The organism is Telluria sp. LT1R51-2 (genome assembly GCF_059685775.1).
Genome location: NZ_JCASIM010000001.1, coordinates 3,866,887 through 3,887,915 on the forward strand (window position 1 = coordinate 3,866,887; position 21,029 = coordinate 3,887,915).

13 protein-coding genes are annotated in these 21,029 nt (G+C 66.1%); 8 read left to right on the top strand and 5 right to left on the bottom strand.

Annotation, left to right across the window (positions count from 1 at the left end):
• Positions 1-14: 14 nt before the first annotated feature.
• Entirely contained in the window at positions 15-3,377 is a 3,363-nt protein-coding gene (locus tag AC56LH_RS17090) for an MHYT domain-containing protein (RefSeq protein ID WP_499647984.1), read from the top strand.
• Positions 3,374-4,369, top strand: a complete 996-nt coding sequence (locus AC56LH_RS17095; RefSeq protein WP_499647986.1) for a response regulator — start codon at positions 3,374-3,376, stop codon at positions 4,367-4,369. Before AC56LH_RS17090 ends, AC56LH_RS17095 begins: the two co-directional genes overlap by 4 nt.
• Before the next feature lie 398 nt (positions 4,370-4,767).
• On the opposite strand, the gene AC56LH_RS17100 is transcribed toward AC56LH_RS17095, so the two are convergent.
• On the bottom strand, positions 4,768-7,080 hold the full coding sequence (locus tag AC56LH_RS17100; RefSeq protein WP_499647988.1) for an NADP-dependent malic enzyme: 2,313 nt from the start codon (positions 7,078-7,080) through the stop codon (positions 4,768-4,770).
• 149 nt (positions 7,081-7,229) lie between these two features.
• Between AC56LH_RS17100 and thiL the strand changes: the two genes are divergently transcribed.
• Positions 7,230-8,198, top strand: a complete 969-nt coding sequence (gene thiL / locus AC56LH_RS17105) for a thiamine-phosphate kinase (RefSeq protein ID WP_499647990.1) — start codon at positions 7,230-7,232, stop codon at positions 8,196-8,198.
• On the opposite strand, the gene AC56LH_RS17110 is transcribed toward thiL, so the two are convergent.
• Together AC56LH_RS17110 and AC56LH_RS17115 are read right to left on the bottom strand one after the other, a co-directional pair.
• Positions 8,180-10,801, bottom strand: a complete 2,622-nt coding sequence (locus tag AC56LH_RS17110) for an EAL domain-containing protein (protein ID WP_499647992.1) — start codon at positions 10,799-10,801, stop codon at positions 8,180-8,182. The two genes, thiL and AC56LH_RS17110, sit on opposite strands and share 19 nt — an antisense overlap.
• Complete coding sequence (locus tag AC56LH_RS17115; RefSeq protein ID WP_499647994.1) at positions 10,798-12,834, bottom strand: sensor histidine kinase, YfiR-like protein-associated; 2,037 nt, start codon at positions 12,832-12,834, stop codon at positions 10,798-10,800. The genes AC56LH_RS17110 and AC56LH_RS17115 overlap by 4 nt, the downstream gene beginning before the upstream one ends.
• Before the next feature lie 401 nt (positions 12,835-13,235).
• On the opposite strand from AC56LH_RS17115, the gene AC56LH_RS17120 reads away from it, so the two are divergent.
• From AC56LH_RS17120 to AC56LH_RS17135, 4 genes are all read left to right on the top strand, one after another.
• Positions 13,236-13,718 carry a CinA family protein gene (locus tag AC56LH_RS17120; RefSeq protein WP_499647996.1) on the top strand — a complete coding sequence of 161 codons (483 nt, stop codon included), beginning with the start codon at positions 13,236-13,238 and terminating at the stop codon, positions 13,716-13,718.
• 165 nt (positions 13,719-13,883) lie between these two features.
• Positions 13,884-16,718, top strand: coding sequence for a M16 family metallopeptidase (locus AC56LH_RS17125; protein WP_499647998.1), 2,835 nt, complete (start codon positions 13,884-13,886; stop codon positions 16,716-16,718).
• Between the two features lie 81 nt (positions 16,719-16,799).
• A complete protein-coding gene (locus AC56LH_RS17130; protein WP_499648000.1) occupies positions 16,800-17,150 on the top strand; it encodes an ArsR/SmtB family transcription factor in 351 nt (116 codons plus the stop codon).
• Complete coding sequence (locus tag AC56LH_RS17135; protein ID WP_499648002.1) at positions 17,147-18,160, top strand: cation diffusion facilitator family transporter; 1,014 nt, start codon at positions 17,147-17,149, stop codon at positions 18,158-18,160. Before AC56LH_RS17130 ends, AC56LH_RS17135 begins: the two co-directional genes overlap by 4 nt.
• Before the next feature lie 41 nt (positions 18,161-18,201).
• Here AC56LH_RS17135 and AC56LH_RS17140 read toward each other — a convergent pair whose 3' ends face one another.
• The gene (locus AC56LH_RS17140; protein WP_499648004.1) at positions 18,202-18,720 is read right to left on the bottom strand and encodes an FKBP-type peptidyl-prolyl cis-trans isomerase; all 519 of its coding nucleotides are present in this window, start codon (positions 18,718-18,720) and stop codon (positions 18,202-18,204) included.
• A gap of 48 nt (positions 18,721-18,768) precedes the next feature.
• The gene (gene tcdA / locus AC56LH_RS17145; protein ID WP_499648006.1) at positions 18,769-19,653 is read right to left on the bottom strand and encodes a tRNA cyclic N6-threonylcarbamoyladenosine(37) synthase TcdA; all 885 of its coding nucleotides are present in this window, start codon (positions 19,651-19,653) and stop codon (positions 18,769-18,771) included.
• 86 nt (positions 19,654-19,739) lie between these two features.
• Between tcdA and pdxH the strand changes: the two genes are divergently transcribed.
• Positions 19,740-21,026 (top strand): pyridoxamine 5'-phosphate oxidase, encoded by a 1,287-nt coding sequence (gene pdxH, locus AC56LH_RS17150; RefSeq protein ID WP_499648008.1) that lies wholly within the window; start codon positions 19,740-19,742, stop codon positions 21,024-21,026.
• Positions 21,027-21,029 lie beyond the last annotated feature (3 nt).

A 21,029-nucleotide genomic window follows, 5' to 3' on the forward strand; every position in this document is an offset into this window, starting at 1 on the left:
ACCTGACCTTCACTATGCTGCCTTCGTTCGCCGTTCCTGAAGATCCATCCCTGCTCACGTACGGGATGTATGACCCTACCCTGGTGGCGCTGTCGCTGCTGGTGGCGATCTTCTCGTCGTGGATGGGATTGCAGGTGACCGGACAGGCCAGCGCCCACCCGTCGCACCGCGCCATCGCGCTCGGTACAGGCAGCCTGGCGCTCGGCGCCGGGGTCTGGGCGATGCACTTCATCGGCATGCTCGCCTTCGACCTGTGCACGCCGGTGCACTACGACCACTGGACGACGCTGCTGTCGGCGCTGCCCAGCATCGGCGCGTCGTGGGTGGCGCTCAGCCTGATCTCGCGTCCCGAACTGCGCCTGTCGCATTTGCTGGTGGGCGGCGTGCTGGTTGGCGCCGGCATCGGCGCGATGCACTACGCCGGCATGGACGGCATGCGCATGCGCCTGTCACTGCACTACGACCCGTTCATGTTCGCGACCTCGATTCTCGTGGCCGTGATACTGGCCACGCTGGCGCTGAGCGTGCGCCACGGCCTGTCGCGCTTCCAGTCGGTATCCGAATCGCGCCGCCTGCTGCTGTCGGCCTGTGTGATGGGCTGCGCGATCGCCGGCATGCATTACACCGGCATGGCCGCTGCGCGCTTTTCGGGCACGGTCGATCCGGGCGGCGCGGCCGACGCCAACAGCGGCTTTCTGGCGCTGTCGATTACGGTGACCACGGTGGCGCTGTCGGTGGCCGTGCTGGGTGTGAACGGCCTGCTGCGCTATCGCCAGATGTTCCATGATCTCTCGCGCAGCGAAGCCTGGATGCGCGCCCTGCTCACCACCACGGTCGACGGCGTGATTACGGTCGGACGCGATGGCATCATCACTGAATTCAATGCCTCGGCCGAGCGCATTTTTGGCTGGCGCCGCGATGAAATCGTCGGGCGCAGCATCGGGCTGCTGCTCACCGCGCGCGGTCGCGCCGCCAACTTCAACGTGCTGACCGTGCTGGCGCGTGGCAGTCTCGACGGCCTCAAGACCAGCACCGAAACCTGGTGCCTGCACAAGGATGGCCACGAAGTTCCGGTACGCGGCGCGATCGGCCATGCGCGGCTGGGCGAGCAGGACCTGTTCGTCTGCTTCGTCACCGACATCAGCGAGCGGCGGGCAATGGAAAGCGCGCTGCAGGCCAGCGAGCAGCAGTTCCGCTCCCTGATCGGCAATATTCCCGGCATCTCGTACCGCAGTGCGATCAACGACGAGTGGCCGCTGATCTTCATCAGCGATGCGGTCGAACGCGTCACCGGTTACCCGGCGCGCGACTTCCTGGGCAGCCCGCCGCGCCGCGTGTTCGGCGCGATGATCCATGCCGAAGACCGCCTGCGGGTGGGCAAGGAAACCAGCGCCGCGATGCGCGAAGACCGGCCGTACCTGGTCGAATACCGCCTGCTGCACGCCGACGGCAGCGTGCGCTGGCTCTGGGAAAACGGCAACAGCGTGCATGACGATGCAGGCAACGTCCAGTACCTCGATGGTGTCATCCTCGACATCACCGAGCGGCGCGAGATGGAAGAAGCGCTGCGCTGCGCCAAGGAGAAGGCCGAGCAGGCCGCGGCCGCCCGCGCCACCTTCGTGGCCAACATGAGCCACGAGATCCGCACGCCGATGAATTCGATCCTGGGCTTTACCGACGTGCTGCTTGATGGCGAACTCAATCTCGAACAGCGCCGCCACCTGGACACCGTGCGCAGCGCGGGCCGCGCCCTGCTGCGACTGCTCAATGAAATCCTCGACACGGCCAAGCTCGAAAAAGGTGCGGTCGAACTCGAACAGAACGACTACAACCTGCTGTCGCTGATCGATGAACTGTCGTCGACGCTGGCGGCCAATGCGCGCGCCAAGGGCCTGCACCTGGATATCCAGTACGACCCGGCGCTGCCTACCGGCCTGCGCGGCGATGAACTGCGCATGCGCCAGGTGCTCACCAACCTGCTCGACAATGCCATCAAGTTTACCGCCACCGGCGGCGTGACGCTGACCGTGAGCGCCGATGTCGACCAGCTGTGCATCGCCGTGATCGACACCGGCATCGGCATCGCGCCCGACCGCCTGGCCGCGATCTTCGATCCGTTCACGCAGGCCGACGCGTCGATGACGCGCCGCTTCGGCGGCACCGGGTTGGGCACCACGATCAGCAAGCAGCTCGTCGAGCTGATGGGCGGGCGGATCTGGGCCGAGAGTACGCCGGGCCAGGGCGCGACCTTCCACGTGCGTGTGCCGCTGATCCTGGCGCGCTTTTGCAATCACGCGCCGCGTGTGCGCAGCGCTGCCGTGCTGCCGCCGCTGCGCGTGCTGGTGGCCGACGACGTGCCGCAGAACCTCGAACTGATGCAGCTGTTGATGACGCGCCGCGGCCATACGATGACGGCCGCGCGCGACGGCGGCGCAATCGTCGAACTGGCCACCAGCGGCGAATACGACGTGGCGCTGATGGACTTCCAGATGCCGGTGATGGACGGCCTGGCTGCGACCCGCGCCATCCGCGACCACGAGGCGCGCCACGGCACGACGCGCCTGCCGGTGATCGCGATGACCGCCAGCGTGCTGGCCGAGCACCGCCAGGCCAGCGTCGATGCCGGCATGGACGGCTTTGCCAGCAAGCCGGTCGACTGGTTCGCCCTGTCGCACGAGATCGCGCGCGTGCTTGGTCTGGAAGGCGGTGTGCCGGTCGATGCTGCCGCCGTATCGACGGCGCCGCGCGAAGTGCTCAACCGGCGCGCCGGCCTGCATCGCTGGAGCAACCGTGAAGACGCCTATACCGAGGCGCTCGAACACTTCCACCGCCAGTACGCGCAGCTGGACGGCGCGATGCGCCTGCATGCCGCCGGCGGCGATCACGTGCAGCTGCGCATGCTCGCGCACAAGGTGCGCGGCGCTGCCGCCAACGTCGGCCTGGAGCGCTTGTCCGACGCGCTGGCCACGCTGGAGCAGGCGACCAATGCAGTGCCGACCGACGAGCGGCACGCGGCCGATGCGCTGGGCGTGGCAACGCAGGCGCTCGAGGCGGCGCTGGCTGCGATCGGCAACGTCGCCGTCACGCCGGCGACGGCAGCGTCGGGCAGCACGGTCGACCTGGCACGTGCACGGCGCGCTGGCGGCGTGCTGCTTGAAGCGCTGCGCCGCGGCGCGCTGAGCGATGGCGCCATGACCAGCCTGGCCGTGGCGCTGGCCGCCCATCCGGTCATCACCCGCGTGGTACAGGTACAGTCGGCCATCGCCGATTTCGACTTCGATCTCGCCCTCGATCATCTGGAAGCCGTGATGGCCATCCTCGGGGACGAACCCTCTGACGGCGCGCCTGGCGACGCCACCAACAATCCTTCCGCATGAACCAACCGAATACCCGGCCACTGATCCTGGCCGTCGACGATGAAGCCAGCAACCTGCAGCTGCTGCGCCAGATCCTGCAGGACCACTACCGCCTGCTATTTGCCAAGGATGGCGCGCGCGCGCTCGAACTGGTGCGCCAGGAGCAGCCCGATCTGGTGCTGCTGGACGTGATGATGCCGGGGATGTCGGGCTACGAAGTGTGCGCGGCGTTGAAAGCGCATCCGGCCACGGCCTCGGTACCGGTGATTTTCGTGACCGCCCTGACCGAGACTGCCGACGAAATCGAAGGGTTCGAGGCCGGCGCCGTCGACTACATCACCAAGCCGGTCAGCCCGCCGGTGGTGCGCGCGCGCGTGCGCACCCACTTGTCGCTGGTGCGCATGGAAGCGCTGCGCGCGAGCCGCCTGGAGATCGTCCAGCGCCTGGGCCTGGCCGCCGAGTACAAGGACAACGAGACCGGCCTGCACGTGATCCGCATGAGCCATTTTTCGCGCGTTCTCGGCATCGCGGCCGGCCTGAACGAGCTGGAAGCGGATGACCTGCTGCACGCGGCGCCGATGCACGACGTGGGCAAGATCGGCATCCCGGATCGCATCCTGCAAAAACCGGGGCCGCTCGACGCCGACGAATGGAAGATCATGCAGAGCCACGTGACGATCGGCGCCGAGATCATCGGCGAACACACCAGCGGCATGCTGGCGCTGGCGCGCAACATCGCGCTCACCCATCACGAAAAATACGATGGCAGCGGCTACCCGAACGGGCTGGCCGGCGAAGCGATCCCGCTGGTCGGCCGCATCGTGGCCATCGCCGACGTCTTCGACGCCCTGACCTCGGTACGCCCCTACAAGAAAGCCTGGACCGAAGAAGACGCAGTCGCCTTCCTGCACGACCAGAAAGGCCGCCACTTCGACCCCCAGCTCGTCGACCTCTTCACCACCCGCCTCCCCGCCATCCGCGAAATCCGCACCCGCTGGGCCGAAACCACCTGACCCCAAAACCCAATGAGGGTCAGAGTAGAATTGTTGGGCAATTACCCAAAGTTGCCAAACAATTCGACTCTGACCCTCATTGTTTTGGTGGCTTTTTCGACGGTGGGCGGCGTTTCTGATGCCGTCAGTAATTGAATTTCTCGAGAGCTTTAAATAAAACGCCAAACTGGCAAAAATTAATTAGGGTCAGAGTCGATTTATTGGGCAATTCCTCAAAGTTGTCAAACAATTCGACTCTGACCCTAATTGTTTTTCAAGGGTTTTTGGGCATGGATTTGCGTTGCTGACGTGATTGGGGATGCGATCGGCGTTGCCGATCAAACCGTGACAAGCAGAGACAAGGTGCGTGAAGGGTGTCGCGTGGACGGCGCCGCCATCCACGCGTTTGCCGCTGAACCTCAGCGTGGCGACACCGCCTCGACAACGGCCAGCGCCGTCATGTTGACGATCCGGCGCACGGTGGCCGACGGGGTCAGGATATGCACCGGCCGCGCGCAGCCCAGCAGGACCGGGCCGATGGCGATGCCGTTGCCGGCCGCTGTCTTGACCAGGTTGTAGGCGATGTTTGCGGCGTCGATGTTCGGCATCACCAGCAGGTTGGCGTCGCCCTTGAGCGTCGAGTTCGGCATGATCTTGGCGCGCATCTTGGCGTCGAGCGCCGTGTCGCCATGCATCTCGCCATCGATTTCGAGGTCAGGCTTCTTCTGCTGCACGAGGGCCAGCGCGGCGCGCATCTTTTGCGCCGACTCCGAATTGGCGCTGCCGAAATTCGAGTGCGACAGCAACGCTGCGCGCGGCACGATGCCGAAGCGCTCCATCTCTTCGGCCGCCATCACCGTAATTTCGGCCAATTGCTCGGCGTTCGGATTTTCGTTGACGTGGGTATCGACCATTGCCAGCTGGCGCTCCGGCGTGATGACGAAGTTCATTGCCGCATACACCTTGGCGCCAGCGCGCTTGCCCAGCACCTGGTCGACGAATTCCAGGTGCATCTGCGTGGTGCCGTAGGTGCCGCAGATCATGCCGTCGGCTTCGCCCTTGTGGATCATCATCGCGCCAATGAGCGTGTGGCGGCGGCGCATGGCCAGTTTGGCCAGGTCTTGCGTGACGCCCTTGCGCATCACCATCTGGTGATAGCTCTGCCAGTAATCGCGGTAACGCTCGTCGAAGTCGGGATTGATGACATCGAAGTGCACGCCGAGTTTCAGGCGCAGGCCAAATTTCTCGATGCGCTGCTCCAGCACGGCCGGGCGGCCGACCAGGATCGGACGCGCCAGCTTTTCGTCGACCACCACTTGCACGGCGCGCAGCACGCGCTCTTCTTCGCCTTCGGCGTAGACGATGCGCTTGAGCTCATCCGGCGCGCTCTTGGCGATCGTAAACAGCGGCTTCATGAACGTGCCGCTGCGATACACGAACTGCTGCAGGCTCTCGGCGTAGGCACCCAGGTCCTCGATCGGGCGGGCGGCAACGCCACCGTCCATCGCGGCCTTGGCCACGGCCGGCGCGATATGGGTCAACAGGCGCGGATCGAACGGCATCGGGATCAGGTATTCCGGACCGAACGACAGGTTCGAGATGCCATACGCAGAGGCCACGATGTCCGACTGCTCGGCGTGCGCCAGGTCGGCAATCGCGTGGACCACGGCAATTTCCATTTCGCGCGTGATCGTCGTCGCGCCACAATCGAGCGCGCCGCGGAACATGTACGGGAAGCACAGCACGTTGTTGACCTGGTTCGGATAATCCGAACGGCCGGTGGCGATGATCGCATCGCTGCGCACGGACTTGACGTCTTCGGGCAGGATCTCGGGGTTCGGGTTGGCCAGCGCCAGGATCAGCGGGCTCGGGCCCATCGATGCGACCATTTCCTTTTTGAGCACGCCGCCAGCGGACAGGCCCAGGAAGATGTCGGCGCCCGGGATGACCTCGGCCAGGCTGCGGTGCGGCGTGTCCTGGGCGAAGCGTTCCTTGTCCGGGTCCATCAGTTCGACGCGGCCCTTGTAGACCACGCCGGCCAGGTCGGTGACGAAGATGTTTTCGATCGGGAAGCCCAGGTCGACGATCAGGTCGAGGCAGGCCAGCGCGGCCGCACCGGCGCCGGACACCACCAGTTTGCACGACGTGATGTCCTTGCCCACGACTTTCAGGCCATTCATGATCGCGGCGCCAACGATGATCGCGGTGCCGTGCTGGTCATCGTGGAAGACCGGAATCTTCATGCGCTCGCGCAGCTTGCGCTCGATGTAGAAGCACTCGGGCGCCTTGATGTCTTCGAGGTTCACGCCGCCAAAGGTCGGCTCGAGTGAAGCAATGATGTCGACCAGCTTGTCGGGATCGGTTTCGTTGATCTCGATGTCGAACACGTCGATGGCGGCAAATTTCTTGAACAACACGCCCTTGCCTTCCATCACTGGCTTGGAGGCGAGCGGGCCGATATTGCCCAGGCCCAGCACGGCGGTGCCGTTGGTAATGACTGCTACCAGGTTACCGCGCGCCGTGTACTTGTAGGCGTTGGCCGGATCCTTGACGATCTCTTCGCATGGCGCAGCGACGCCCGGCGAGTATGCCAGCGCCAGGTCGCGCTGGTTCAGCAGGCCCTTGGTGGGCGTGACGCTGATCTTGCCGGGACGTGGGAACTGGTGATATTCGAGCGCTGCTTGGCGCAATTGCTGACGCAATTCTTCTTTTTTGTCAGATGACGAATCCATGCTGAAAGGCCTTCCTGGTGCGAAACGGGGCTTTCGATTCTATCAGAGAGGGTCTTGGCAACGACTACGTATTTTCAACATGCTTATGTGCGGTTGCAGCAAAATCGCTTCAGCGCCCCCGCCGTTTGTGCCACGGTACAATCGCCGCCATGCTCTCCGAATTCGATCTCATCAAGCGTTACTTCAAGCGCGACCGGCCTGGCCGCGCGCCCCTGGGCATCGGCGACGACTGCGCCCTGCTCGCCATCACGCCGGGGCGCCAGCTTGCCATTTCGTCCGACATGCTGGTGGAAGATCGCCACTTCTTTGCCGGCGCCGACCCGCGCATGCTGGGCCACAAGGCGCTGGCCGTGAACCTGTCCGACCTGGCCGCCATGGGCGCCCGCCCCGTCGCTTTTACCTTGGCTCTGGCACTGCCCGAAGCCAACCCGGACTGGCTCGCCGGCTTCTCGCAGGGCCTGTTCGCACTGGCCGACACGCACGAATGCGAGCTGATCGGGGGCGACACGACCAAGGGGCCGCTGAACATCTGCATCACCGTGTTCGGTGAACTGTCGCCCGGCCACGCGCTGCGGCGCGATGCGGCGCAGGCGGGCGACGACATCTGGATCTCGGGCACGCTGGGCGACGCCCGGCTGGCACTGGCGGGGTACTGGAACGAACTCGAACTCGACCCGGCATTGCACGCAGAGGCTGCCACGCGCATGCACCTGCCAACGCCGCGCGTGGCGCTGGGCCTGGCGCTGGCCAGCCTGCCCGTCGCCCACGCGGCGCTCGATATTTCGGACGGGCTGGTGGGCGACCTTGGCCATATTCTGCAGGCCTCGCGGGTAGGCGCGACGCTCGACGTCGATGCGCTGCCGGCCGGCCCCGTGCTGGCACAGCAGGCGCCGGCATTGCGGCGACGCTTCACGGCGGCCGGCGGTGACGATTACGAGTTGTGCTTCACGGCGCCGCGCGCCGCGCGCGAGGCCGTGCTGGCGGCGGGTGCGCAGGCCGGCACGCCGGTGACCCGGGTCGGCACCATCGACGCCGCGCCGGGCCTGCGCCTGGTCGATGCGCACGGCGCCCCCCTCGATCTGGCGCTGTCAGGCTGGGATCATTTCAGCGGCGCCTGAGGCGCCGCGTCCTGTCCGGTGACATCGTCGTCGCGCGGCGCCTTGCGGTCATCATATGGGCCATGCGTCATCCAGTAATGGCGAAACGCCAGCCGGATATTGTCGCGCAGTGTCATGTCGTCCCACGGCTTGGTGTAGAAGCGGTAGATCGCGCCGCGGTTGATCGAGTCGAGCACCGCCTCCACGCCGGTGTCACCCGACAGGATGATGCGGATCGTGTCCGGATACATCTCCTTGACCTTGCTGAGAAACTCGGTCCCGCTCATCACCGGCATGCGCTGGTCGCACAGGATCACGTGCACGTGGTACAGCGCCAGCAGTTCGAAGCCTTCGGCGGGCGACCCTGCGGTCAGCACGCGGTAGCCGTCGCGCCGGAACAACCGGTGCAGCGCCGCCAGCACGTTCGGATCGTCATCGACGATGAGCAGCGTCTGCACATTGTCGACCACTTCCGGCAGCTGGTCGGGACTGGCGCGGTTCGACACCACGAGCGTGGCCAGCTGGCCTGCCGGCAGCGCGCGTGAAAAGTAGAAGCCCTGGATTTCGTCGCAGCGGTTGCGCCGCAGGTAGGCCATCTGGGCGCGCGTCTCGACGCCTTCGGCGACCACCTGCATGTGCAGGCTGTGCGCCATGCTGATGATGGCCAGCGCGATCGCGGCGTCGTCCGGGTTGGTGACGATGTCGCGCACGAACGCGATGTCGATTTTCAGCTTGTCGATCGGGAAGCGCTTCAGGTAAGCCAGGCTCGAGTAGCCGGTGCCGAAGTCGTCGATCGCGATGCGGATCCCCAGCGCTTTCAGGCGCGTGAGCACTTCGGTGGTGCGCTCGGCATTTTGCATCAGCGCGCTTTCGGTCAGCTCCAGTTCGAGCAGGCCCGCCTCGATGCCATGGCGTTCAAGGGCGCTGCGCACCACGCCTTCCAGGTCGCCCTCGACGAACTGGCGGCTCGAGACGTTCACCGCCACCCGCACGTCGCGCACGCCGGCCGCATTCCAGGCCGCGATCTGGCGGCAGGCTTCGTCGATGATCCAGTCACCCACGCGCACGACCAGGCCGGTTTCTTCCATCACCGGCACGAATTCGGCCGGATACACGAGGCCATAGCCGGGCCGGTTCCAGCGCAGCAGCGCTTCGCTGCCGGCGATGCGGCCGGTATTGAGTTCCATCTTGGGCTGGTAGTGCAACACGAACTGGTTGTCCGCCAGCGCGCCGCGCAGCGCCAGTTCGAGGTCAAGACGCGCCAGCACCTGCACGTTCATGCCGGCGGTGAAGAAGCGGTAGCCGTCGCGCCCTGCTTCCTTGGCCCGCACCATCGCCGTGTCGGCGTACTTGACGAGCGTGCCCGGATCGATCGTGTCGTCCGGGTACATCGCGATGCCGATGCTGGCCGTGAGCGCGGCCTGCTGGCCGTGCAGGTCGAACGGCAGCCGCAGCGATTCGCGCACTTCGTTGGCCATGTTCACGGCGTCCTGCTGCTCGCGCGGCATCGTCAGGATCAACGCGAATTCATCGCCGCCCAGGCGCCCGACCGAATCGCGCACCCTCACGCAGCGCACCAGGCGCGTGCTGAACTGGCGCAGCAGCTCGTCGCCCGGCGCCGTACCGAGCGAATCGTTGATCACCTTGAAGCGGTCGAGCGTGATGCACAACACCGCAACGCGCCAGTTCTTGTCCTGGGCCAGTTCGATCGTGCCGCGCAGGTTTTCAAAGAACAGCGTGCGGTTCGGCAGGCCGGTCAGCGCGTCGTAGCTGGCTGCGTGGCGCAGCCGCTCCTGGGCCAGCAGGCGCTCGCTGATGTCGCGCGCCACGGCAATGAGCATGCGCTGGGCGTTGCGTTGCCCTTGCGGGTCTTGCAGCTTCCAGCTGATTTCCACCGGCACCGAGCCTTCGCCACCGGCGCGCAGCAGGTCGGTCTCGACGATGTCGGGCTCGGGCGGCCCGCCCTGCGCGGCCGCGCCGATATGACGTTCGAGCTGCGAGCGCGAGGCCAGGCCCAGCGCCACCGGATCGATGCGCAGCAGTGCGTCGCGTGAAAAGCCCAGCATGCGACAGGCGCCTTCGGACACGTCGACCATCGCCATGCTGGCCGTATCGATCAGGAACAGCGCATCGGGGGTGGCGTCCATCGCGCCGCGAAAGCGCGCCAGTTCGGCGGTGCGCTCGCGCACCTGGCGTTCGAGTTCACTGCCGTAGTCGAGCGATTCGCGGTGCAGCAGGCGCACCTCGAGCAGGTTGCGGATGCGCGTCATGACTTCGACCGTGTCGAACGGCTTGCCGATGAAGTCGCGCGCACCGGCTTCGAGGGCCGCCAGTTTCTTGTCCGGTTCAGCCGTGACCACCAGCACTGGCAGCCACGAATCGCTCTCCAGAGGCTTTAACGCCTCCATCACGTCAAAGCCGTCCATGCCCGGCATGTGCAGGTCGAGAATGATCAGGTCGAAGCGGTGCTTCAGATGCAGCGCGACGACCTGGCGCGGGTCGAACGTCGAGAGGACGTTTTCGTAGCCGGTGGTCTTGAGGAGGTATTCAAGCAGTTGCACGTTGACCGGTTCGTCATCGACGACCAGGATGCGGGCCCGTCTGATGTCGGACAGGGAAATCATGGATAGGTCCTTTCGCCTGGCGCGGCCAGCGTCGGCCCCTCCGCCAGGGTGCTGTTGATCGCTTCAGTAAATTTTTCGATGTCGATCGGCTTGGTCAGGTAGCGGTGGAACCCGGCCGCCACGCCGCGCTCGATATCGCGCGGCATGGCGTTGGCGGTCAGCGCGATGACCGGAATCTGCGCGGTTTCGGGATCGGCGCCAAGCTGGCGCAGGACCTCGAAGCCGCTCATGCCGGGCAGGTTCAGGTCCATCAGGATGATGTCGGGGCGATGCGCCCGCGCCAGTTGCAGGCCCAGGTGGCCGTCGTGCGCCGCCAGCAGGCGCAGGTCGCGCCGGAACGCCACGATCTCTTCGACCAGGCGCAGGTTGGCCGGATTGTCCTCGACGTACAGCAACAGGCGCGGCGCGGCTTCGGCCGTGGACGCGGACGGCGCCAGCGCACCGGCGGCGGGCGCCGCCCGTTCCGCCAGACCCGATGTGCGCGGCGCGGTACTGGCCAGCTCGATCCAGAACACGCTGCCGACACCGGGGCTGCTGGTCACGCCGATCTCGCCGCCCATCAGTTCCACCAGGCGCTTGGTCACCACCAGGCCGATGCCGGTGCCTTCCTGGGTGCCGGACTCCTGCCCCAGCCGGTTGAATGGCTGGAACAGGCTGGCGACCTGCTCGGGATTGAGACCATTGCCGGTGTCCTGCACCGACAGGCGCATGCGCGTGGGCGTGGGCTGGTCGCAGGCAAGCACCACGGCGCCCTCGTCGCGGTTGTACTTGACGGCGTTCGACAGCAGATTGAGCATGACCTGCTTCAGGCGAGTGCGGTCGGCCAGCACCACTGCGCCATCGACATCGGGGAACAGCACCCGCACCTTGCGCGTGGCGGCAATCGGCTCGATCATCGTGCGGCATTCAAGCAGGATGTCGGCCAGCGCCACCGGCTCCATCGACAGCGTGATGGTGCCCGATTCGACCTTGGCCAGGTCGAGGATCTCGTTGATCAGCGTGAGCAGGTGGCGGCCCGACTTGAGGATGTGGTTGGCGAACTCCTTCTTTTGCTCGAGGGTCGACGGCAGCGTGTTGGACGTCAGGATCTGGGCAAAGCCCAGGATCGCATTGAGCGGCGTGCGCAGCTCGTGGCTCATCGACGACAAAAACGCCGACTTGGCCTGGTTGGCGCTGCGCGCTTCTTCATTGGCGTTAGCCAGTTCGGCGTTGGCCAGCGCCAGTTGCAGGGTGCGCTCGTCGACGCGCTGCTCGAGCTGCTCGTTCAGGCGCATCACTTCCTGCTGGGCGTGTGAGCGTTCGGTGGCCGAGCGCAGGGTGGCGTTGTGCGAGTCTTCGAGTTCGCGCGTGCGACCTTCGATTTCGGTGAGCATCGTGTTGAACGAGTCGGCCAGTTCGGCCGCCTCGTCGTCGCCGATGCGCGGTGCGCGGCGTGAATAATCGCGCGTGGCCACCACGTCGCGCGCCACTTCGGTGATCGCAATGATCGGCGACGTCAGCACGCGTCCGAAGCGCCGCATCATCAGGTAAGCGATCGCCATGGCGATCAGGGTCACGCCGGCGGCAATCGCAAGATAATCGACGAAGCGCGCCAGCATGCGGTTTTCGGCGCGCATCACGACAGTGCCGACCGCCTCGCCATTTTCGACGATCGGCTGGCTGACCACCATGATGCCGTCGCCGCTCTGGTCGATCGCTTCGAGGCGTCTGGGCACGGGCCGCTTTTCACCGGTCGCGGAATACGAGGCGAACAGCTGGCCACGCGCATCGTAGATGGCTGCGCCGCGCACCAGCGGACTGGCGCGCAGCAGCAGCAGGTCTTCGTTGGCAAGACGCGGGTCGTCGAAGGTGAGCGCGGCGGACGTCATGTGGCCGACCAGTTCTGCGTTGGTCGACAGGTCGTTCATGAGCGTCCGGTGATAGCTACGCAGGTCGTATGCCACCACGAGGGCGATCGAGACCAGCAGTGCGACGAATGTCGTCGTCATCACCATGGCTACCAGCTTCTTGCGGATCGAGCGCTGGCGGCTCATGCTTCCTCCCCGAGCCGTTTCACGAAACGGCTACGCGTGTGCGCGGGGCGCTGACCCGGTTGGGCTGGCGACTTCACGATCGGGCCAACCCTGGCTGGCCACATGCGATGCGTCCGTACGGCATTGTAAGATCTATGTAAAACAAAAAAGAGGCATCTAGCCACAGAGGCCAGCTGCGTTCCAGCATAGCAGTCCGGCCAAGCCGCATGTCGCACGGAACATCGATCAGGACCCGACAACAAATTTGCCTTCGATGCACCCATGCCGGGAGCATAGCATCTTTACGTATGGCAATATCCAACCCGAGGCTGCTCTGCAACCAGCATGCCCTAGCGGCACACTGCGCGCTAGAATGGGATCACCCGGACAAGCCCGTCCGCCGACTGCACAAGGAGACGCACGTGACGCATGAACTTACCGATCTTGCAAATCAGGTCAGCCAGACGCTTGGCGCCAAAAAACTGATGCTGGCCACGGCCGAATCCTGTACCGGCGGCGGCATCGCCCAGGCGCTCACCGACATTCCCGGCTCGAGCGACTGGTTCGATCGCGGCTTCGTCACGTATTCGAACACGGCCAAGAACGACATGCTGGACGTCTCCGACGCCGTCATCGCGCAATTTGGGGCTGTCAGCGAAGAAGTGGCTGCCGCCATGGCTACGGGCGCCGTCGCCAACAGCAGCGCCGATGTGGCCGTCTCGACGACCGGCATCGCCGGCCCGAGTGGCGGCGTGCCCGGCAAGCCAATCGGCACCGTGTGCTTCGGCTGGGCGCGGGGCGAGCATGTGCAGACCGAGCGCCTCGTGTTCCAGGGCGATCGCCAGGCCGTGCGCGCGCAGGCCGTGGCGCATGCGCTGCGCGGGCTGCTGCGCTTTGTCGAATAGACGGGCAATGGCAGCGCCTGCCCACGCCTTTCGTGCGTATCCGCGATAATAGCGTGTTGTGCGCGGCCAGTTCGACGGTGTCCTGCCGCCCCCTACCCTGCCGGCTGGCCGGGGCGTCGCCTGGCCGACGCCGGCGTCGTTGCCAATGAATTATCTGGAGAATGCTTGAATATTCCTACCCTGATGGTCCCGCTGATGCTGGCCGCTGCGCCGGCCGCCGGCCCGGCCCAGGCGCAGCCCCCCGCACCTGCATCGTCACCGGCATCCGCGCCGGTGCCGTCGATCGCCTTTGACAAGCTGGTGCTGCCCAACGGCCTGCAAGTGATTCTGGTCGAAGACAAGCGCCTGCCGATCGTGGCCGTGAACCTGTGGTACCACGTCGGCCCGGCCAACGAGGCGCCCGGCCTGACGGGCTTTGCCCACCTGTTCGAGCACATGATGTTCGCCGCCACCGCGCACATCCCGCGCGGCATGGCCGATCGCCTGCTCGAAGGCGCCGGCGCGACCGACAGCAATGGCGGCACGGGGTACGACAGCACCAGCTACTACGACACCGTGCCGTCGAACCAGCTCGAACTGGCGCTGTGGGTGCACGCCGACCGCATGGGTTACCTGCTCGACGTGCTCGACCAGCAGGCGCTGACCAACCAGCAGGACGTGGTACGCAACGAGCGGCGCCAGACCGTCGAGGGCGAGCCGTACGGCATCGTCGAGGAAGCGCTGGCGCGCACGCTGTTCCCGCAGGGGCACCCGTACGCGGCCTCGATCATCGGTTCGCATGCCGACATCCAGAGCGCGCGCCTGGAAGACGTGCGCGCCTTCTTCACCCAATACTATGGCCCGAACAATGCCAGCCTGGTGATCGCCGGCGACATCGACAAGCAGACCGTGCGCGAGCTGGTCACGCGCTACTTCGGCGGCCTGCGCCGCGGGCCGGACGTGGTGCGCCCGCACGTGGTCACGCCGCCGATCACGGCCGAACGCCGCGTCGTCGTGCGCGACCGCGTCGAGCTGCCGCGCGTGTTCATGGGCTGGCTCACGCCGCCCGCCTATCAGCCAGGCGACGCCGAACTGATGGTGGCGGCCACGATCCTGGGCGGCGGCAAGTCGAGCCGCCTGTACAAATCGCTCGTCTACGAACGCCAGATCGCACAGGATGTCTCGGCCTCGCAAGGCTCGCTGGGCTTGGCCTCGACCTTCGTCATCGACGTGACGGCGCGCGCCGGCCACACGCCGCAAGAGATCGAAGCGGCGATCGACGCCGAACTGGCCCTGCTGCGCACCGAAGGCCCGACCGCGCGCGAGGTCGAACGCGCGCGCAACAGCCTGGAAACGTCGCTGCTGGCCTCGCTGGAAAAGCTGGGCGGCGACGGCCTGGCCGAGCAGCTCAATCACTACAACCTGTACACGGGCGACCCGGGCTACCTGGACAAGGACCTGGCGCGCCTGCGCCGCATCGACGCCGCCGCCGTCCAGCGCGCTGTGCAGACCTGGCTGCCGCAACAGGCGCGCGCCGTCGTCACGGGCGTGCCGGGCAAGCCGAAGGTGGACGATCCGCGCATTGGCAAGGCCGCCCGCACCGCGGCCGCACCAACGCCGGTGGCGCCGGTCAACGTGGCCGAAGCGTGGCGTGCGACGCCGCCCAAGGCCGGCCCGGCGCCGCGCTTCAGGCAGCCGCGCGGCGAGACCTTCACGCTGGCCAATGGCCTGACCGTCATCCACTACCGCAATCCGGCGCTGCCGCTCGTGTCGAGCCAGCTCGTGGTGCGCAGCGGCGGCGCCGCCAATCCATCCGACCTGCCTGGCCTGGCCGGATTTACCGCGCAGATGCTGGAGGAAGGCACGGCCACGCGCAGCGCACCGGCCATCGCCGACGACATCGCCCAGCTGGGCGCCTTCATGGACACGGGCAGCAGCGACGACGTCTCCACCGTCTCGCTGCTGGCCCTGACATCCACCTTTGCGCGCGCACTGGAAATCGTCGCCGACATCGTCCAGCGCCCTGCTTTCCCGGCTGCCGAGATCGAGCGCCAGCGCCAGGATCGCCTCGGCGCGCTCACGCAGCAGCGCGACGACCCGGAAACCGTCGCGGCGCTGGCGGCGGCAGGCGCGCTGTTTGGCGCGGGCCACCCGAAAGGCTATGGCCAGCTTGGCCTGGAGCCGGCCATCCGGCGCACGACGCGCGACGACATCGTCGGCTTCTGGCGCCGCCATTACGTGCCGTCGAACGCGGCGCTGGTGGTCACGGGCGATATCACGCGCGCCGAACTGGAAGCACTGGCGCAGGCGCAGTTCGGCGGCTGGACGGCAGCCGAGGCACCAGCGGCTGCGGTTGGCGCGGCCAAACCGACGGCTGCGCGCCTGGTCGTGATCGACCAGCCGGACGCCGGCCAGACGGCGCTGCAGGTGGCCACCATGGGCCCGGCGCGCGACACGCCCGACTTCCCTGCCCTGCAAATCATGAACGGGGTGCTGGGCGGGATGTTCTCGAGCCGGCTCAACAACAACCTGCGGGAGACGCGCGGGCTGACTTATGGCATCCATTCGCACTTCGACTACGACCGTCAGCCGGCGCCGTTTTCGGTGGAAGCCAGCGTGCAGCAGGATGCGACCGGTGAAGCGGTGCGCGAAATCCTGCGCGAAGTCGCGCTGCTGCGCGAGCAGCCGATCTCCGCCGACGAATTGGCGGCGGCGCGCAATGCGCAGTTGCTGTCGCTGCCGGGGCAGTTCGAGACCAACGCCGACATTGGCGCGAGCCTGACGGAGTTATTCGTCTATGGCCTGCCGGCGGATTACTACGACAGCCTGGCCACGCATCTGGCGGGTGTCGGTGTCGACGACGTGCAGGCGGTCGCGCGCCGCTGGCTCGACCCTGACCGGATGATCGTGGTGGCGGTGGGCGAACGGCGCAAGATCCTGCCACAGTTGCAGAAGCTGGGGCTGGGTCAGCCGGAGATGCGGGACGACGACGGTCAGGTGCGCGACAAGCCACGTCACTGAACCGATATACCGCCACGGCGTGCTTGCCCGCCACAGTTCTTTGCACTAACATGTGAACACCTATTCACATGTTAGAGTCGCATGCACGAACATACCCACACGCACCCGGCCGCCCAGCCGATCGCCCCGCCACCCGAGGAAGCGATCGGCCAGCTGGCCGACCTGTTCCACCTGCTGGGTGACGCAACGCGCCTGCGCATCGTGCTGGCCTGCCTGACGCAGCCGACGGCCGTGGGCGATATCGCCAGCGCGCTGTCGCTGTCGAGCTCACTGGTCAGCCACCACCTGCGCCTGCTGCGCGCGGCCCGCATCGTCAAGGCCGAGCGCCAGGGCAAGCAAGTCTTTTACGCAGCCGCCGATGCCCACATCAGCAGCCTGCTTTCCACCATGTTCGAGCACATTGCCGAACCCGCCATTGGAATCGACGCATGAGCCAACATCACCAGCACGATCATGACCACGATCATGGTCACGATCACAAGCACGATCACAAGCACGACGACGACAAGCACGACGACCATGACCACGGTCATGGCTTTGGCCACCATCACCACCACATGCCCTCACCTGAAGGCAACGGCCGCGCTTTCGCGCTGGCGATCGGGCTCAACATGGCCTTCGTCATCATCGAATTCGCCTACGGCTTCATCGCGCACTCGACGGCGCTGATGGCCGACGCCGTCCACAACCTGTCCGACGTGCTGGGCCTGGTGCTGGCCTGGGGCGCGGCGGTGCTCGCCAAAAGCGTGCCCACCGGCCGCTACACCTACGGCCTGCGCGGCTCGTCGATCCTGGCGGCAATTGGCAACGGCCTGCTGCTGATGGTGGCGTGCGGCGCCATCGCCTGGGAAGCGGTGCAACGCTTTGCCGAACCGGCGCCGGTGGCCGGGGCCACGGTGTCAATCGTTGCCGCCATCGGCGTGCTGATCAACGGCTTCTCGGCCTGGCTGTTCTTGGCCGGCAGCAAGGGCGATCTGAACGTCCGCGGCGCCTACCTGCACATGGCGGCCGATGCGGCGCTGTCGCTGGGCGTGGCGATCTCGGGCCTGATCATCATGTTCTGGGGCTGGACCTGGATCGATCCGGCCGTCAGCCTGGCGATCGTGGTGGTGATCGTGCTGGGCACGTGGTCGCTGCTGCGCGAATCGGTGCAGCTGTCGATGGCGGCCGTGCCGCCCGGCGTGGACGCCGACAAGGTACGCGCCTTCCTGCTCGCGCAGCCCGGCGTGGCCGACCTGCACGACCTGCACATCTGGGCGCTGAGCACGACCGAAACAGCGCTGACGGCGCACGTCGTGATGCCCGCCGGGTATCCGGGCGATGCGGCAATCGATGCGATGGTGGACGGGTTAAGCGCGCAGTTCGCGATTCATCACTGCACGCTGCAGGTCGAGGAAGGCACGACCCATCATCACTGTACGCTGCAGGGGCACGCGCACTGACAGACTGACGTGGCCCGGAACCGGGCCACGTTACAACAGCATTACTTCACGTTGAGCAGTTCGACGTCGAAGATCAGGTCCGAGTCCGGCGGAATCGACCCGCCGCCCGCGCCACGCTTGCCGTAGGCCAGCGCGCTCGGGATGATCAGCGTGCGCTTGCCGCCGACCTTCATGCCGGCCACACCCTGCTCCCAGCCCTTGATCACGCGGCCCGCACCCAGCTGGAATTCCAGCGGATCGCGGCCATTGTCGAGCGACGAGTCGAACTTGCGGCCGCGCTGCTGCTTGGCCAGCGGCTTGTGGAACCAGCCCGTGTAGTTGACCACGACATTGCTGCCGAGCGATGCTTCCTTGCCGGTACCGACCACGCGATCAACGATCTCGACCTGCGGCGCCTGCGTTTCAGCGGCGACGGGCGGCGTGACCGGGACTGGTGGCGTGGCTGGCTGCTGCGCTTCCGGCGGCTGGGTCGCTGGCTTGCTGGCGTCCTGCGCGCCTTCCTGGGCCTGGGCGCTGCCTGCCACCAGGAACAGGGCGATGACTGCGGATCGACGAATCATGTGTGCTCTTCCATCAAAAGGTTGCAACCGGGCGGTTGCATCTGGCACCTATGATAGCAAGGCGGCCTCGGCTTGCACAGTTTGCACCGGAGCGGCATTAGTAGCCGCAGCCTGGGCGTTGGCCGCCTCGGCCAGCCGGCGCAGCACCTGCCCCGCCGTCACCATGCCGAAGGTAGCGGTTACCACCATGCACGAGCCGAATCCGGCGCAGTTCAGGCCCGTGATGCCGCTGTCGTCGATCTCGCAGGCGTCTCCCGTGTCCGGATACCGCAACGGTTCCATCGAAAACACGGCGTCGATGTGGTACTTCTGCTTTTCGCCGCGCGAAAAACCGTATTGCGCGCGCAGCAGCTTGCGCACTTTTTTCAGCAGCGGTTCCTGCTCGGTGCGGGCCAGGTCGCGGATTTCGACCTTGGTCGGATCGATCTGGCCCCCGGCGCCGCCCACGACCACGAGCGGCATCTTGTTGGCGCTGCACCAGGCGATCAGCGCCGCCTTCGGCTTGACGCTGTCAATGGCATCGACCACGTAGTCGAAGCCCTGGTTGGCCACCAGCGTCTCGATGTTCTCCAGGTCGATGAAATCCTCGACCAGGGTCACCTGGCAAAACGGATTGATCTCGGCGATGCGCTGGCGCAGCGCTTCGATCTTCGGCATGCCGATGGTCGATGACAGCGCCTGGATCTGGCGGTTGATGTTCGATTCGGCCACGTTGTCGAGGTCGATCAGGGTCAGGTGGCCGATGGCGCTGCGCGCCAGTGCCTCGACCACCCACGAACCGACGCCGCCCACGCCGATCACGCAAACGTGCGCCGCGCGGAAACGTTCCAGCGCAGGCTCACCATACAGGCGCCCGATGCCGCCGAAGCGGCGCGCAAAGTCGACATCCTCCGTGGGCATCAGCGCCGCCCCTTGCTCAAGTAATTGATTCATCCCGATATTGTAGCGGACAGGTGTTTCGCGACTACACTAGAATAATCGTTCGTCAACCAAATAACCTGCGTGTCTCCCACAGAACAATGACCTCTCTCCTGCCCGACACCGCCCCTGATTTCTCCCAGCCGATCGCCGTGCTCAAGCACTGCCATGGCCGCATCCGCAAACAACTGTCCACCCTGGAAAAACTGCTGCCGCACCTGGCCGAACATGGCGTGGACAAGCAGGCGCGCGACGCCGCCGGCGCCGTGCTGCGCTACTTCGACAAGGCGGCGCACCTGCACCACGACGACGAAGAGCAGGACCTGATCCCGATGCTGCGCGCCACCGCGCAGGGCGACGACGCCGCCACGCTGCAGGCGCTGGCGCCGACGATCGTGCAGGACCACAACGACATGGACGCGCTGTGGCAAGACCTGCACGAACAACTGACCGCCATCGAAGCCGGCACCGGCACCGGCCCCATGCTCTCCAGCACGGCCGTCGAGCGCTTCGTCGCCCGCTACACGGCGCACATGGAGCGCGAGGAAAGCACGATGGCGCCGATGGCGATGCGCCTGTTCTCGCCCGAGCAGATGGCGCAGCTGGGCCAGGCAATGCAGCGCCGCCGCGGCCTGCTGGCGCCCGAGGCGTTTGACCAGCCGGTGGCATCGGCCACAGGATCGACCACAACAGCGGCCACAGCATTGGCCACACCATCGGCCACAACAGCAGCCAAGGCAGCCGGCGTCGGCCAGGCAGTGGCCGACCTGCGCCAGGATTACGGCCAGGCCAGCCTGAACGAAGACGATGTGCTGGACGACCCGATCGCGCAGTTCACGGCGTGGTTCGAGCAGGCACTGGCGGCGCAGGTGAACGAGCCGAATGCGATGACGCTGGCAACTGTCGGCCCGGGCAACCGGCCGAGCTCGCGCATCGTGCTGATCAAGCAATTCGATCCGCGCGGTTTTACCTGGTACACCAATTACGACAGCCAGAAGGCGCAGGAACTGCGCGGCAATAACCAGGCCGCCCTGCTGTTCTTCTGGAGCGAGCTCGAGCGCCAGATCCGCATCGAAGGCCGTGTCGAAATGACGTCAAGCGAAGAAAGCGACCATTATTTCCGCAGCCGGCCGCTCAAGAGCCGGGTCGCGGCGATCGCGTCGCAGCAGAGCAGCCCGATCGCCAATCGCGCCGCGCTCGAAGCGAATTACGACGCCGTGGCGCAGGCCGCCGGCGACGATCCGGCGCGCCCGGACAACTGGGGCGGTTTCCGCCTGGTGCCGGAGCGCATCGAGTTCTGGCAAGGCCGGCGCTCGCGTTTTCATGACCGGATCGTCTACCAGCGCCAGCCGGATGGCAGCTGGACGCGCTCGCGCCTGCAACCGTAATCG

Coding starts and splice junctions, on each gene's coding strand:
- tcdA (WP_499648006.1), bottom strand. CDS start 19,653: ATGAATCAATTACTTGAGCAAGGGGCGGCGCTGATGCCCACGGAGGAT.
- AC56LH_RS17135 (WP_499648002.1), top strand. CDS start 17,147: ATGAGCCAACATCACCAGCACGATCATGACCACGATCATGGTCACGAT.
- AC56LH_RS17140 (WP_499648004.1), bottom strand. CDS start 18,720: ATGATTCGTCGATCCGCAGTCATCGCCCTGTTCCTGGTGGCAGGCAGC.
- AC56LH_RS17110 (WP_499647992.1), bottom strand. CDS start 10,801: ATGATTTCCCTGTCCGACATCAGACGGGCCCGCATCCTGGTCGTCGAT.
- AC56LH_RS17130 (WP_499648000.1), top strand. CDS start 16,800: ATGCACGAACATACCCACACGCACCCGGCCGCCCAGCCGATCGCCCCG.
- pdxH (WP_499648008.1), top strand. CDS start 19,740: ATGACCTCTCTCCTGCCCGACACCGCCCCTGATTTCTCCCAGCCGATC.
- AC56LH_RS17115 (WP_499647994.1), bottom strand. CDS start 12,834: ATGAGCCGCCAGCGCTCGATCCGCAAGAAGCTGGTAGCCATGGTGATG.
- AC56LH_RS17090 (WP_499647984.1), top strand. CDS start 15: ATGCTGCCTTCGTTCGCCGTTCCTGAAGATCCATCCCTGCTCACGTAC.
- AC56LH_RS17095 (WP_499647986.1), top strand. CDS start 3,374: ATGAACCAACCGAATACCCGGCCACTGATCCTGGCCGTCGACGATGAA.
- AC56LH_RS17100 (WP_499647988.1), bottom strand. CDS start 7,080: ATGGATTCGTCATCTGACAAAAAAGAAGAATTGCGTCAGCAATTGCGC.
- thiL (WP_499647990.1), top strand. CDS start 7,230: ATGCTCTCCGAATTCGATCTCATCAAGCGTTACTTCAAGCGCGACCGG.